This window comes from Marinobacterium rhizophilum DSM 18822, assembly GCF_000378045.1.
GTDB classification, from domain to species: domain Bacteria; phylum Pseudomonadota; class Gammaproteobacteria; order Pseudomonadales; family Balneatricaceae; genus Marinobacterium_A; species Marinobacterium_A rhizophilum.
The window spans coordinates 82,246-97,201 of the sequence record NZ_KB899099.1 but is presented as its reverse complement, the minus strand read 5'-3'; the positions used below and the strand labels follow the sequence as shown (position 1 = coordinate 97,201).

Genomic DNA, 14,956 nt, shown 5'->3' with positions numbered 1-14,956 from the left:
TCAGATCTCCGACAAGGAAGGGAAAGGGCGGATCGGATCATTCGCATCCCAGTTGATGGAGGCGTCATGAATCTGTTTGAACAGCCGCCCCTTGGGGCCGAGGACTTCGGAAAGCTCAATAACCGTGCCGGGGTGCATTTCACGATCGAAATAGACAAAGCGGCCCTGAGCCCCGACCATTCCGCTCATCTTGACTCGAAAGCCCTGGGCGAGCATGCATTCCAGGTCTTCATCGAAGTGTTCGGTCCAGTAGGCGACATGCTGCAAACCGGTATGACCTGCCTGCAAAAAGTCGCGATACATGGAAGGCGCATCGTTGCGCGTCTGAATCAGTTCCACCTGCACGTAGCCAGAATTGGCCAGGGCGACCGAGTTGTGCACCTCATAGGGCTTGCCGTCGTAGTGGTAGTCTTCTATGGGCACCTTCGGATTGTAAAACCAGGGGCCGACACCCATGGTCTTTGACCAGTAGTCCATGGCCTTCTCTATATCCTGCACGACATAGCCGAGCTGGCGAATTTCTCCGAGAAATCTGCTCATTTTGTCCTCACTTCATTATTAGGCCGGGTAACCAGGTTGAGATTGCCGGAACACAAGTGACTGCCAGAAGTGACAGCAACAGGGGCAATAGGAAGGGCACCACGCCTCGAATAACCTTATGCAATGGCATGTCGGCAATGATGCTGACCATGTAGAGACTCATGCCCATGGGCGGGGTCAACAGGCCAATCATCAGGTTGAGGACGAAAACGATGCCCAGCTGCAGGGGATCGACGCCAGCGGCGACCAGCGCCGGTGTGATAATGGGAGCAATAATCAGGATGGCTGCGATGGACTCCAGTACCATGCCCACCACCAGCAGTAATCCGTTGATGATCAGCAACAGCATCAAGGGGTCGTCGGACAGTCCCAGCAAAAAGGTGCTGGCTTTTAACGGGACGCGATCCATCGTCAGCACCCAGGCAAAAAGTGCCGCCGTCGCGACGATGAACAGCACGCTGGCCGTTGCATCGACCGTTTCGCGTGCTGCTCTGGTGATACCCGACCAGTCGAGCTTGCGGTAAACGAAGAGGCCGATGAATATGGCGTAAGCCACTGTGACGCCGGCCACCTCGGTCGGTCCAAACAGGCCGGACATGAGCCCGCCAATCAGCAGAATCGGTGCAAACAGGGCGGGGATGGACAGCACCAGCTTGCGGGCAAAGGCGCGCGTGTCGAATGCCATATTATCGCGAGGCATTTTGTAGATGTGGGCCAGAATGGCCACCTGCAGTATCAGCAGCAGGGTGATGAGCAGTGCGGGAATGATTCCTGCCAGCAGCAGCTTCACCGCAGACACATTGGCTGTGGTGGCAAATATGATAATGGGAATACTGGGCGGAAATATCGGGCCGATCGTGGCGGCTGCCATGGTAATACCGGCGGCAAAGTCTTCGCGGTAGCCTTGCTCGCGCATCATCTTTATCTGAATACCGCCCAGCGCGCCGATATCCGCCAGCGCTGCGCCCGAAATACCGGAAAAAATCAGACTGACAAGAATGCTGACCTGTGCGGTTCCCCCGCGGATCCAGCCGACAAGCATGCGCACGAGATCAAAAAGGTGGTTGGTAACCCCGGCGGCACTCAGCAGGTTGGCTGCAAAAATGAACAGTGGCACGGCCATCAGCGGCGACGAGTCCAGAGCGTTGACCATGCGTTGCGCCAGAACGGTGATGGGTAGGTCGAACAGGAGTATGGTGACTGCAGAAGCCAGGCCCAGGCAGAGGGCCACCGGCAATCGCATCAGTAATGTCCCCAGAAACAGGACAACTAGGATAATGCTCATCATGATTCAGATGGTCTCTTGCGTGGGGCTACTTTTCTTTTGATGGCGCAAACAGAAGGTAAAGCGCCACCACCGCCAGCATGGCGATACCAATCAGTGCGGGCGAATAAAAGACCCAGTTGGACATCTCCAGCGACGGGGTTGAAAATTTCCCCGCCCGAATAAGGAATTTGTAAAAGCTGTAAAGGACGATCGTGCAGAAGAACAGCGTGAGCAGGCAGTTGAGTCGGCGAAGTCCTGTTTTGTATCGGCTACCGAGCATGTTGTAGACGATGTCGACCGCAATATGGCGGTTACGCAGCAGCAGTGTCGGAATTGCCAGGAACACCAGCGCAATGCAGGTAAATCGGGCCAGCTCATCCGCCCAGGGCAAGCCCAGGTCAAAGGCGTTGCGGCACACCACCTGTCCAAGTATCAGCAGTGACATCAGCCCCAGCAGGAGTTCGGCTATCCTGCTCAGCATGGAGCATATTCGCTCCAGCATGACGTGAACGGGTCCGTGCTTCTGTTGCATGTTATTCCTCGCGATAGATCAAGGATCATGGATCCGAAGCCCGCAAACGGCGCCCGCATTCTGCTGGCCGGGAGACTGCGAACAGGTCCCGGCTACTCCCTGGGATGTCGGCGCAGCCGGGCGCGTTGTTGTCGTTCCCCGGCAGGGCTGGGCTGTGTCTTGAAGCTGCGTCTTGATTTCGACCGGTGCCACCCCGCCGGATGGGTGTTGGCAGTGCCTTAGTGCGCGGCCTGCTCGATCTTGGAATAGAGATCACCGTACTGTTCGCTGAAGCGCTCTTTGACCAAGGCTTGAACATGACTGCGGAAGGCGCCTGTTTGCAGTCCATCCTGCGGTCCGATAACGGTCATGCCGGCGTCTTTCAGCGACTGAAGCTCTTCGGCTTCCTGGTTCAGCACTTGCTGGGTGGCGCGCTCACGCACGGTTTGTGCCGCCTTGGTCACAGCATCTTTTGTTTCAGGCGAGAAGGACTGCCAGATGTCCTCATTGATCACCACCATTTCGGCGGCCGAGATATGACCAGTCAGCATGAGGTGGGACTGGATGTCGTAAATCTTGTGATCAAGCACGACATTGACCGGGTTTTCTTGTCCAGAAACGATACCTGTTGCCAGGGCTGTAGGCACCTCAGACCAGTCTACCGGTACGGGTACGGCACCGAGTCCTTCCACCGCACTGAGGTAAATCGGAAAGGGGATCGCCCTGATTTTTACACCGGCCAAGTCAGCCGGCTCCTTGATCGCCCGGTCGGCGGTCAACTGCCTGGTACCGAAATAGAACGCATACAGTACCCTTACCCCGCTGTTTTCGATCAGGCCCTTATTCAGTTCCTGCATCACGGGAGAGTCCACATCGACCACTTTCATCAGGTGGTCGACATTGTCGTACAGGTAGGGCGTGTCGAGCGCCGCGAACGGAGCATAGAGAGAGCCTATTCCGCCGGCCGTGTTGTGGGAAAGCGCGATGGAACCGGTTGAAACGCCTTCTGCGAGTTCCTGAATCTTGCCCAGCTGGGACGAAGGGTAGACCTCGATATTCACTTCGCCCCCGGTGTTCTTGGCAACCTCCTCTGCCAGCCAGGTTGCCTGGAGGCCTGCGATACTGGAGGGTGAGTTCATGTGGCCGTAGTTCAGCGTTACCGCTTGGGCCGAGGCGGAAATTCCACCCAGGGCGCAAGCCGCGGCTCCGAGCAGGACAGCAAAAGTACGACGTTTTAAGGCGGTGCTGATCATGATGATCTCCCATGAGGGTTTATGATTATTTTGAGATCAGTGTCTTTGGAGATAACGCTTGACTGGTGTTAGTCTAAGTTGAGTAATGCTAGCGGGCAATCATTATAAAATGATGGTTTTTGATGTTTATTGAGCGAAATTCAAACCATGCCAAAGACAAACGGACCTATAATCAGGGACATAGCCGAACGGGCCGGTATTTCGCCGGCCACGGTGGACCGGGTATTAAACAAACGCCCTGGCGTGCGTGAACTGACCGCCAAACGGGTGCTGCAGGCGGCGGCAGAACTGGGCTACCTGCCCGAAGATGAGATACTGCGCACGTTGCGTCCGCGGCCCCTCAAGGTCGTATTCCTGCTTCCAGCGGGAACAAACCCTTATCTGCGCCTGCTGGGTGAGACCATTAAGGACACCACCGAAAAATCGTCAGATCATAACGTCCGTCCGCGCTGCTTCTTTATCGACAGCTTTAATCCAAAGCATCTGTCCGATGCACTGAAGCGTCACGGCGAAAAGGCGGACGGTATAGCATTTATGGCGATCGACCATCCCCTGGTGCGTGAAACGATTGGTACGCTGGCTGCCCGAGGCAAACACATCGTCACTATCGTGTCCGACATATCCAGTGTCAGCCGCACGGCCTATGTCGGGCTCGATAACCGGGCGGTCGGGCGTACGGCTGCCTATCTGCTGGGCCGGTTGTCGAAACACGACAGTGGGCGCATAGCGCTGATCTCGGCCAGCCGCACCTACCGTGCGCACGAAGAGCGGGAGATGGGCTTCCTGAGCCTGATGGGCGAGGAATCCCTGAAGTTTAGTGTTATCGCGGCCCGGGAAGGGCACGATGATCGTAGTGAAAATTATCACCATACCTTGAAGCTGCTGGCCGAATATCCCGACCTGATCGGGATCTATAATGTTGGTGGCGCGTCCGATGGCATCGCGCGGGCGCTTCGCGAAAAAGGGCGTGACAAGGACATCGTTTTCATCGGTCACGGTCTGACAACGGATACCCGCACCTTTCTGCTCGAAGACACCATGGACCTGGTGATCACTCAAAGTCCGGATAGCATCGTGCAGAATACGCTCAAGATCTTTGAAAATGTGCGTGCTGGAAAAGCCCCGCTGACGGGGGTTTCAAAGCTCAGTATGGAGCTGGTATTCAAGGAAAACCTGCCCTAGAGCACCGGGGCCTCCTGTCTTTTGATCGCTCATATCCTTGCCGTCGGCAGGCGCATGCTAGAGTGGCTGTGGTGCGCTGGCTGGGCGCACAGAGTACGGAAATTCGGAGGATGAAACGCGTGATCGATAGCGAACTTGACGGCCTTTCGGGCCGAAGCAGTCTGCCTGCACTGGAAAACCTGCAGGCGGTGTTTTTTGATTTTGACGATGCGCTGGCGCAGTCACTGGATATCAAGGCCGAGGCCTTCCTGTCGCTCTTTGCCGAGCGTGATGAGGCGCTCAGGCAGCAGATCCTGCAATTCTTTCTCCATAACACGGGACGGGCCCGCAGCACCAAGCTGCGTCATGTGTATAGCGAGCTGCTCGGTGAGCCGTTGAATGAAACCGCGCTGGAAGCGCTGTGCCAGCAATTTGCCGAACGCAGCATGGAAGCCGTCATTCGCTCGCCGGAAGTCGCCGGGGCCGATGCGCTACTGCGTGAGCTCAAGGCACGCGACCTGCCCATGTTCGTGGTGTCCGGTACGCCCGAGACCGAGTTGCAGCAGGTTGTCGAGGCTCGTGGCATGGCGGGTTACTTTGTCGAGGTGCGGGGGACGCCGGTGGAAAAGGAGATCAACATCGCCGAACTGCTGAGCGCGCATCGGCTGGATGCTGCGCGCTGTCTGATGGTGGGTGACGGTCGGGTCGACTACATAGCGGCGGTGCATAACCTGATGCCCTTTGTCGGTGTGGTAAAGGGCAGTAATCCCTTTGCGCCCGGTGTTCCGGTGGTGGGGGATTTGATCGAACTGCAGGGCAGGCTGGAAGCATACTCTCAAGCTGAATGATACAAATGCTGATTGCCGGCGTAGAAGTGTAGCGGCCCTGAATGCAGGGTCCTGGATAAAACAGAGGGATCTATCATGCCAGTCATTTTGTATGTGCTTTTTATCGTGTCAGTGATGCCGATTGTGCTCGCGGGCCTGGGAAATTATTTTCGTGCCCGCCAGTTCGGGGCCTTTGACAACAACAACCCGCGCCTGCAGCAGTCACGGCTCGAAGGGCCTGGCGCCCGTGCCCAGGCCGCCCAGGCCAATGCCTGGGAAGCACTCTCGATCTTTGGTGTCACCTGCTTTATCGCCTATGCCAGCGGTGTCGAGCTGGCGAGCCTGACAGGGGTCGCGTTGCTTTTTCTGGCCTGCCGGGTTCTGCATGCCGTGTTTTACATTGCCAATATGGCGGCGTTACGTTCGCTGATTTTCGGCGCTGCAATGGCGTGCTGCCTGTATATCGTGTTTCAGGCCACCACCGTGGGGGCGTGATCTGCGACGCCCATGATCAGGGTCCGCCCTGCGGGGCGTCCAGCACGATCAGGACTCTTTGTTACAGCGTCCCAACAAACCTCGGTCTGGCCTTCAGCGCTGCGCCGTGATGCCGGCGCGCTTGCACCTATAGTCAAAGACTCATAGGGGCCTGTTCCCGGGGAGGCTTAAAGCGGCAGGGGCGCCTGCGACTTTACTTCGCGCAGTGCAAAGTTGCTTTCGATTTCCCGCACCATGCGCAGCGCCTGCATCTGACGGACCCAAAGGTCGTAGTCGGGCAGGTCGCTGACAACCACTTCCAGCAGGTAGTCGGCTGAGCCCGATACCGTATGGGCGTTGATGACCTGCGACATGCCCATTAGCGCCTGTTCAAATCCCGCCACCGATTCGATGCCGTGATCCTGCAGTTTGACCTGGACATACACGGTCATGCCAAGACCGATGGTCTGGCGATCGAGCTGTATTCGATATCCCTGGATGACGCCGTCGCGTTCGAGGCGCCGCAGGCGGCGCAGGCAGGGGGAGGGCGAGAGTGCGACCGCCTCGGCGATGTCGGCATTGCTGAGGCGGCCGTCATGCTGCAGGGCACGCAGTATCTTCAGGTCAGTGGTATCGAGATCCTGTTTTTTAGTCATCTACAGTCCGGTTGAATGTTACTGCCAAAACCTTGAGGTTATGCGCAATAATCAGCTCAAGATGGCCTGTTTTGCAAGTGAAGTGGCACGAATCGTTTTCTGCCTTTGGCCGATAATGGCGCCTGAACTTATACGGTGCAGGGCGGGAAAATGAATCAATATCGCGGCGAACCGGCGATGAATGCCACGGGCCTGACCGCCATGGCCGTGACTCTGCTGATCTGGGTCGGCTTTCTGTTGTCACTGCGGGCCGAGAGCCAGTCTGTGCTCACGCCCACGGATCTGGCGCTGCTGCGCTTCGGCCTGCCGGCGTTGTGCTTCTGGCCCTGCCTGTTGCAGCGCGATGCGTCTTTCCGTCAGGTCCGCTGGCCTTATGGCGTGATGCTGTTACTTGGCGGCCTGCCATTCTTTTATCTTATTTCCTATGGCAGCGGCTTTGCGCCCGTGGCCCACGCCGGAGCCCTGGTGCCCGGTACGGCACCGCTGTTTGTGACCGCTCTGGCGGTGCTGGTGTTTGGCGAATCCCTGTCCCGGCGTCGCCTGCTGGGGTTGACGGTTATTGCCGGTGGCGTGCTGCTGTTGCTGGGTAATGGCCTGTTCGAGACGCACACCGGTTACTGGCGCGGGCATCTGGCGTTTCTCGCCGCCAGCCTTCTATGGGCGTTTTATACCCTGGGCCTGCGCGTACTGGGTGTTGGTGCCCTGCAGGCGACGGCGCTGCTATGTGGACTGTCATCCCTGGGGCTGGTGGCATTGCTTGGATTCGGGCGGGTGGAATCGAATCTGCTGTCGGTCGGCTGGGCCGAACTCTGGCCTTATTTGCTGGCGCAGGGCCTTGGCGCAGGCATTCTAGGTAGTTTTAGCTATGCTGTAGCAATTCGCGCCCTGGGAGCCGAGAAGACGGCAGCGCTGGGCTCATTCACGCCGGCACTGGCGGCGCTTGCTGCCATTCCGCTTCTCGGCGAGGCGTCGTCGCTGTTGAGTCTTCTGGGGGTGGTCGTCGTTATGACCGGTGCTCTGCTGGCCAGCGGTGTGCTGGCTGCGCGCCAACCTGTCTCCCTGCAGCGATAGTATGCTTCTGTGCGACAGCGACAGGGTTGCGTGTCGTAATTGAATATCATCAGGGCGCCGGTGAACACTTTCACTTTGCAGTTGAGGACTACTATCGGTTGCATGACGCGTTGTTCTGTGGGGGAGCTGCCTGTCCGTTTTAAACTCTATCGCAACATCCACGCCTGTGGCGCTGGATTTGTTGATCCTACTTGTGGTACGTGCTGCGTGCCGATAAAACCTTGTGAACCAATTCCCGGCTGAATGTCCTGGCGAGGAGACTTTTTAGATGTTTAATAAAAACGACCTGATTGAAAATTTTGATGCAGACCTGTGGGCGGCCATGACCGCTGAGACACAGCGTCAGGAAGACCATATTGAACTGATCGCCTCCGAGAACTACACCAGCCCGCTGGTGATGCAGGCGCAGGGCTCGCAGCTGACCAACAAGTATGCCGAAGGTTACCCGGGCAAGCGCTATTACGGTGGTTGCGAATACGTTGACGTGGTTGAGCAGCTGGCCATCGACCGTGCCAAGGAAATGTTTGGCGCTGATTACGCTAACGTGCAGCCGCACTCCGGCTCCCAGGCCAATGCCGCTGTTTACATGGCGCTGTGCGAGCCGGGCGATACTGTCCTGGGCATGAGCCTGGCACACGGTGGCCACCTGACCCACGGTTCCCATGTCAACTTCTCCGGCAAGATCTATAACGCCGTACAGTACGGCCTGACTGAGAACGGCGAAATCGATTACGACCAGGTTGAAGCCCTGGCCCGTGAACACAAACCCAAGATGATCGTGGCCGGTTTCTCCGCCTACTCCCAAATTGTCGACTGGGCGCGTTTCCGTGAAATCGCCGATGCCGTAGGTGCCTACCTGTTTGTCGACATGGCACACGTGGCGGGTCTTATCGCCGCAGATCAGTACCCCAACCCGGTACCTTTTGCTGACGTGGTAACCACCACCACTCACAAAACCCTGCGCGGCCCCCGTGGCGGCCTGATTCTGGCTAAAGCCAATGCCGACCTGGAAAAGAAGCTGAACTCTGCTGTTTTCCCGGGTGGCCAGGGCGGCCCGCTGATGCACGTTATCGCTGCCAAAGCCGTGGCTTTCAAGGAAGCGCTGCAGCCTGAATTCAAAGAGTACCAGGCACAGGTCGTCAAGAACGCCAAGGTACTGGCCAAGGTGTTTATCGATCGCGGTTACGATGTCGTTTCTGGCGGCACCGAGAACCATCTGTTCCTGCTCAGCCTGATTAAGCAGGGCCTGACCGGCAAAGACGCAGACGCAGCCCTGGGTCGCGCCTCCATTACGGTCAACAAAAATGCTGTACCGAACGATCCGCAGTCACCCTTCGTGACCTCGGGTCTGCGCATCGGCTCGCCTGTTATCACCACGCGTGGTTTCAAGGAAGAGCAGTGCGAAGCCCTGGCTGGCTGGATTGCCGACATCCTGGATGCCATGCAGGCAGGTGACGCTGAAGCCACCATCACTGCTGTTAAAGACAAGGTCCACGCCCTCTGTGCGGACTTTCCGGCGTACCGTTAAGCCTGATTCGTCACGGGCACCTGCGGGTGCCCGGGTTTAACGTTATTCAAGCATGTTATTTCCCGGCGTGGCCGGGCGTTTAGGGGGAGCTGGCACTATGCAGCATTATTCCGGTTTCGGGCTGTTGAAACATGCCCTGCATTACCATGAAGACTGGCAGCGCGTCTGGCGCAATCCAACGCCGAAGAAGAAGTATGATGTCATCATCATCGGCGCTGGTGGTCACGGTCTGGCAACGGCTTACTACCTGGCGAAAGAGCACGGTATCACCAACGTGGCCGTGCTGGAGAAGGGGCATCTGGGCGGTGGCAACATTGCTCGTAACACCACTATTGTGCGTTCAAACTACCTGTGGGATGAGTCCGCTGCCCTGTACGAACATTCCATGAAACTGTGGGAAGGTCTTTCACAGGACCTGAACTACAACGTGATGTTCTCCCAGCGTGGCGTATACCATACCTGCCATACACTGGGGGACATGCGTAGCAACGAACGCCTGGTGGCCGCCAACAGGTTGCAGGGTATCGATAACGAAATGGTTGATGCCGAGCAGCTGCAAAAAGAGATTCCATCCCTCGACTGCTCCAAGGGCGCACGTTACCCGATTATGGGGGCGTCTGTGCAGCGTCGTGCCGGTAACGCCCGTCACGATGCCGTGGCCTGGGGTTATGCCCGTGCAGCTGATGCTCTGGGTGTAGACCTGATCCAGAACTGCGAAGTCATCGATATGGAGATCAGTGAAGGCAAGATCACTGGTGTCAAAACCAAGCAGTACGGTGTCCTCAAGGCTGACCGTGTGGGTTGCGTGGTCGCCGGTAACAGTGGCGTACTGGCTAAAATGGCCGGTTTCGAACTGCCGGTTGAATCCCATCCGCTGCAGGCGCTTGTTTCCGAGCCGATCAAGCCCTTCCTGGATACGGTTGTAATGTCCAACCATGTACACGGTTACATGAGCCAGTCAGACAAGGGTGACCTGGTTATCGGTGCCGGTATCGATGGTTGGGTAGGGTACGGCCAGCGCGGTTCCTACGGCATCATCGAGCACACGATTCAGGCCATCGTTGAAATGTTCCCGTGCACCAGCCGCGTGCGGATGAACCGTCAGTGGGGCGGTATCGTCGATGCGTGCCCGGATGCCAGTCCGATCATTTCCGACACCCCGGTGAAGAACCTGTTCTTCAACTGTGGTTGGGGTACAGGTGGATTCAAGGGTACTCCGGGCTCCGGTAACCTGTTTGCTCATACGCTGGCGCATGGCAAACCGCATCCGATTGCCGAACCTTTCTCCATGTACCGTTTCCACACCGGTGCGCTGATCGATGAACACGGCGCCGCTGGCGTTGCTCACTGAGGACTCACGAAATGCTATTGATTTATTGTCCGCACTGCGGCGAGCATCGCGACGAGGAAGAGTTCCACTCCAAGGGGCAGGCTCATATTGCCCGTCCGCTGGATCCGGACAACTGCACCGACAAGGAATGGGGCGAGTACCTGTTCTTCCGCAAGAATCCGCGCGGTCTGCATCATGAACTTTGGATCCACGCTACGGGCTGTCGCAAGTTCTTTAACGTTACACGCGATACCGTTAGTTACGAAATCAAAGAAGTCTACAAGATCGGAGAGCGGCCCAGTGTGGTCGCCACCGCCAGCTAAGGAGCGGACATTATGAGTCAGAAAAACCGTCTCGCCTCCGGTGGGCGCATCGACCGGTCTAAGGTGCTGACCTTCAGCTATAACGGTCGTCAGTATAAAGGTCACCTGGGCGATACCATCGCCTCAGCACTGCTGGCCAACGGCGTTGATATCGTCGGCCGCAGCTTCAAGTACAGCCGTCCGCGCGGAATCGTTGCGGCCGGTGCCGAAGAGCCGAATGCCGTTCTGCAGATGGGCGCAACCGAAGCGACCCAGGTGCCCAACGTTCGTGCGACGCAACAGTCTCTGTTTGACGGACTGGTGTGCGGCGCCACTAACGGCTGGCCGAGCGCAGAGTCCGACATGATGGGCATCTTCGGTAAAATCGGTGGCAACATGATGCCGCCGGGCTTTTACTACAAGACCTTCATGTACCCGAAGTCCATGTGGGAAACCTACGAGAAGTTCATCCGTAAGGCAGCCGGTCTCGGCCGCGCGGCGAAAGAACTGGACCCGGACCTCTATGACAGCGTCAACCATCACTGCGATCTGATGATCGTCGGTTCTGGGCCTGCGGGTCTGGCAGCGGCGCTGGTTGCAGCACGCAGCGGTGCCCGCGTGATCCTGGCCGACGAGCAGAGCGAGTTTGGCGGAAGCCTGCTGGATACCCGCGAAACCCTCAATGGCCGTCCGGCGGCCGAGTGGGTTGCCACTGTGGTTGAAGAGCTGAAATCGAATCCCGAAGTGCTGTTGTTGCCGCGCTCCACCGTGAACGGCTACCACGACCACAACTTCCTGACGATTCACGAGAACCGTACCGACCATATCGCCGACAAGGCGCCGGCCGGCCAGACGCGTCATCGCATGCACCGCGTGCGTGCTGAGCAGGTTGTACTGGCAACCGGTGCGCACGAGCGTCCGCTGGTATTCGGCAACAACGATGTACCGGGCTGCATGGTGGCCTCCGCTGTGTCGACCTACATCAACCGTTACGGCGTGGTGCCGGGTAACGAGCTGGTACTGATGACCACCAACGACCATGCGTACCAGACCGCGCTGGACTGGCACGATGCCGGTCGCAAGGTTGTGGCTATTGTTGATACGCGTCAGAACCCCAAGGGCGACCGCATTGAAGCGGCCAAGTCCCGTGGTCTGAATATCATTGCCGGTTCCGCGGTGATTGAAGTGCAGGGCAGCAAGCGCGTGCGTGGAGTATCCATCGCACCGCTGAACGCGTCCGGCGATGGCCTCAGTGGTTCGGTTGAGCGTCTGAGCTGCGATACCGTCGCCAGCTCCGGTGGCTGGAGCCCGGTCATTCACCTGTCCTGCCACACTGGCAGCCGCCCTGAATGGCGCGACGACATCATTGGCTTTGTACCTGGCAAAACCGTGCAGAAACAGCACTGTGCCGGCGGTATCAATGGCACCTACAGTCTCAAGGCTGTGCTGGAAGAGGGTGCCCGTGCCGGTGCTAAAGCCTGCGAAGCCGCAGGTTTTGGAGACGCTGCCAAGGGTATTTCTCTGCCGCTGGCTGAAGAAGTGCGTGAAGGCAAAGCCATGGCGCTGTTCCATATTCCACACACCAAACCGACGTCGCGGGCGCCGAAACAGTTTGTGGATTACCAGAACGACGTTACCGCCGCGGGTATCGAAGTGGCGACTCGTGAAGGTTTCGAGGCGATCGAGCACGTCAAACGCTACACCGCGATGGGCTTCGGTACTGACCAGGGCAAGCTTGGTAACATCAACGGCATGGCGATCACTGCCAAGGTCGTAGGCAAAACGATCCCGGAAGTCGGTACAACCGTATTCCGTCCGAACTATACGCCGATCGCCTTCGGTGCGATTGCAGGTCGCAACTGCAAAGAGCTGTTCGAGCCAGAGCGTTATAGCGCTATGCACAAGTGGCATGTCTCTAACGGCGCGCTGTTCGAGGACGTGGGTCAGTGGAAACGCCCCTGGTACTTCCCCCAGGCCGGCGAATCCATGCAGCAGGCGCTGGATCGCGAGTGTAAGGCGACCCGCGACAGCGTGGGTATTCTCGACGCTTCCACCCTGGGCAAGATCGATATTCAGGGTAAGGACGCGCGCGAGTTCCTGGGCCGTGTCTACACCAACGCCTGGGCGAAGCTCGCGGTGGGCAAGTGCCGCTACGGCCTGATGTGTGGTGAAGACGGCATGGTGTTCGACGACGGTGTCACCTCGTGCCTGGCCGAGAATCACTTCCTGATGACCACCACCTCAGGCGGCGCTGCTGCTGTACTGGAGTGGCTGGAGATATACCATCAGACCGAGTGGCCGGAGCTGGAAGTGTATTTCAGCAGCGTGACCGATCACTGGGCCACCATGACGATTTCCGGTCCCAACAGCCGCAAGCTGCTGGCCGAGCTGACCGATATCGACCTGGACCGTGACACCTTCAAGTTCATGGACTGGCGTCAGGGCAATGTGGCGGGCGTGCCTGCACGCGTGTTCCGTATCTCCTTTACCGGTGAGCTGTCTTACGAGATCAACGTCCAGGCCAACTACGGCATGCACGTGTGGGAAAAACTGTTCGAGCACGGCGCCAAGTACAACCTGACGCCTTATGGTACCGAGACCATGCACGTACTGCGTGCTGAGAAAGGTTTCATCATCGCCGGGCAGGACACCGACGGATCCGTGACACCGATCGATTTGGGGATGAGCTGGTGTGTATCCAACGCCAAGCCGTTCAGCTACATCGGCAAGCGCGGCATGGCCCGTGCGGATTGCATTCGCACCGATCGCAAGCAATTGGTGGGCCTGAAAACCCGTGATCCAAAGGTGGTTATTCCGGAAGGTGCGCAGGCGGTCGATAACCCCAAGCAGCCGATCCCGATGACTCTGCTGGGTCATGTGACCTCAAGCTACTACAGTGCCAACCTCGGTCACTCGGTGGCCCTGGGGATGATCCGCAACGGTCACAACCGCATGGGCGAGACCGTGTACTATCCGCAGGCCGATGGCAGCGTGATCGAAGCCGAAATTTGCAACCCGGTGTTCCTGGATCCCAAGGGGGAGCGTCAAAATGTCTGACATCATTGCACCAACAAAACCGACCGCTGAGCAGGGCGCATCCGCTGCAAGCATAGCCTTGATGGATCAGCTGGCTGGCCCTGCTGTCCGTGCCGAGTCGCCGCTGTACAATGCGGATCTCGCCACCAAAGCCCGTCAGGGCGCCAAGACCGGCGGCGTGACTTTGCAGGAGCATAAGCTGCTGGGTCACCTGGTAATTCGTGGCAGCCAGGACAACGCGGCTTTTCTGGCCGGTGCCCAGGCGGTGTTGGGGTTTGATCTGCCCACGCAGCCGTTGACCTCGGCCGAATCAGGCGCTCTTTCAGTGCGCTGGATCGCCCCCGATGAGTGGCTGCTGATCGCGCCGGGTCGCGAGGCTTTTGATCTGGAGAATCGTCTGCGCGAGGCTATGAGCGGTCATATCGCCATCGTCAACGTCAGCGGCGGTCAGACAGTGCTGGAACTGTCGGGTCCCGATGCGCGCGCGGTGCTGAAGAAAAGCACCCCGTACGACGTGCACGACAGTAACTTCCCGGTTGGCAAAGTCGTCACTAGCGTCTTTGCCAAGAGCCAGGCTGTGATCCGTCGCACCGGCGAGCAAAACTGGGAGCTGGTGATTCGTCGTAGCTTTGCAGACTATCTTTGGCTGTGGTTGCAGGATGCATCTGCCGAGTATGGACTGGTCGTTAAGGACTAAGCGAGTAGACTGCTGGAGCTGTGCACGGGTGATTCGTCGCAGCTTCCACTCTTTCGCTGACAGGCCTGTGGCTTAGGCTGCAGGACGCTTGTGCCGAGTTCGGCCTGGTGTCGTTAAGGGCTGAGCTATATGACTGCTGGAGCTGTGTACGGGTGATTCGTCGCAGCTTCCACTCTTTCGCTGACAGGCCTGTGGCTTAGGCTGCAGGACGCTTGTGCTGAGTTCGGCCTGGTGGTTAAAGACTGAGTGAGGTGATTGCGGGTGCTGTGCACGGGTGATTCGTCGCCGCTTCGCACTCTTTCG

14 protein-coding genes are annotated in these 14,956 nt (G+C 58.0%); 9 read left to right on the top strand and 5 right to left on the bottom strand.

Annotated features, from left to right (window positions below):
* From F451_RS0113255 to F451_RS0113240, 4 genes are all read right to left on the bottom strand, one after another.
* On the bottom strand, positions 1-540 hold the full coding sequence (locus tag F451_RS0113255) for a VOC family protein (RefSeq protein WP_020681860.1): 540 nt from the start codon (positions 538-540) through the stop codon (positions 1-3).
* Between the two features lie 7 nt (positions 541-547).
* Positions 548-1,828 (bottom strand): TRAP transporter large permease, encoded by a 1,281-nt coding sequence (locus F451_RS0113250; protein ID WP_020681859.1) that lies wholly within the window; start codon positions 1,826-1,828, stop codon positions 548-550.
* Positions 1,829-1,853: 25 nt separating this feature from the next.
* The gene (locus F451_RS0113245; protein ID WP_020681858.1) at positions 1,854-2,288 is read right to left on the bottom strand and encodes a TRAP transporter small permease; all 435 of its coding nucleotides are present in this window, start codon (positions 2,286-2,288) and stop codon (positions 1,854-1,856) included.
* A gap of 269 nt (positions 2,289-2,557) precedes the next feature.
* A complete protein-coding gene (locus F451_RS0113240) occupies positions 2,558-3,571 on the bottom strand; it encodes a TRAP transporter substrate-binding protein (protein WP_020681857.1) in 1,014 nt (337 codons plus the stop codon).
* Between the two features lie 147 nt (positions 3,572-3,718).
* Here F451_RS0113240 and F451_RS0113235 point away from each other — a divergent pair, with 147 nt between their 5' ends.
* The 3 genes from F451_RS0113235 to F451_RS0113225 all read left to right on the top strand — a co-directional run bounded on the left by F451_RS0113235 (position 3,719) and on the right by F451_RS0113225 (position 6,054).
* Entirely contained in the window at positions 3,719-4,753 is a 1,035-nt protein-coding gene (locus F451_RS0113235; protein WP_040879804.1) for a LacI family DNA-binding transcriptional regulator, read from the top strand.
* A 110-nt stretch (positions 4,754-4,863) separates the two neighbouring features.
* Complete coding sequence (locus F451_RS25535; RefSeq protein ID WP_020681855.1) at positions 4,864-5,580, top strand: HAD family hydrolase; 717 nt, start codon at positions 4,864-4,866, stop codon at positions 5,578-5,580.
* Between the two features lie 75 nt (positions 5,581-5,655).
* Positions 5,656-6,054 (top strand): MAPEG family protein, encoded by a 399-nt coding sequence (locus tag F451_RS0113225; protein WP_020681854.1) that lies wholly within the window; start codon positions 5,656-5,658, stop codon positions 6,052-6,054.
* A 167-nt stretch (positions 6,055-6,221) separates the two neighbouring features.
* Here F451_RS0113225 and F451_RS0113220 read toward each other — a convergent pair whose 3' ends face one another.
* Positions 6,222-6,689, bottom strand: coding sequence for an Lrp/AsnC family transcriptional regulator (locus F451_RS0113220; RefSeq protein WP_020681853.1), 468 nt, complete (start codon positions 6,687-6,689; stop codon positions 6,222-6,224).
* Between the two features lie 150 nt (positions 6,690-6,839).
* Between F451_RS0113220 and F451_RS0113215 the strand changes: the two genes are divergently transcribed.
* The 6 genes from F451_RS0113215 (at position 6,840) to F451_RS0113190 (ending at position 14,653) form a co-directional block, all read left to right on the top strand.
* On the top strand, positions 6,840-7,760 hold the full coding sequence (locus tag F451_RS0113215) for a DMT family transporter (protein WP_020681852.1): 921 nt from the start codon (positions 6,840-6,842) through the stop codon (positions 7,758-7,760).
* A 268-nt stretch (positions 7,761-8,028) separates the two neighbouring features.
* Positions 8,029-9,288, top strand: coding sequence for a serine hydroxymethyltransferase (gene glyA / locus F451_RS0113210; protein ID WP_020681851.1), 1,260 nt, complete (start codon positions 8,029-8,031; stop codon positions 9,286-9,288).
* 97 nt (positions 9,289-9,385) lie between these two features.
* Entirely contained in the window at positions 9,386-10,639 is a 1,254-nt protein-coding gene (locus F451_RS0113205) for a sarcosine oxidase subunit beta family protein (RefSeq protein ID WP_020681850.1), read from the top strand.
* Positions 10,640-10,650: 11 nt separating this feature from the next.
* Positions 10,651-10,941: a sarcosine oxidase subunit delta gene (locus F451_RS0113200; RefSeq protein WP_020681849.1), complete on the top strand. Its 291-nt coding sequence runs from the start codon at positions 10,651-10,653 to the stop codon at positions 10,939-10,941.
* Positions 10,942-10,953: 12 nt separating this feature from the next.
* Positions 10,954-13,977: a sarcosine oxidase subunit alpha gene (locus tag F451_RS0113195; RefSeq protein ID WP_020681848.1), complete on the top strand. Its 3,024-nt coding sequence runs from the start codon at positions 10,954-10,956 to the stop codon at positions 13,975-13,977.
* The gene (locus tag F451_RS0113190) at positions 13,970-14,653 is read left to right on the top strand and encodes a sarcosine oxidase subunit gamma (RefSeq protein WP_020681847.1); all 684 of its coding nucleotides are present in this window, start codon (positions 13,970-13,972) and stop codon (positions 14,651-14,653) included. The genes F451_RS0113195 and F451_RS0113190 overlap by 8 nt, the downstream gene beginning before the upstream one ends.
* Positions 14,654-14,956: the final 303 nt, after the last annotated feature.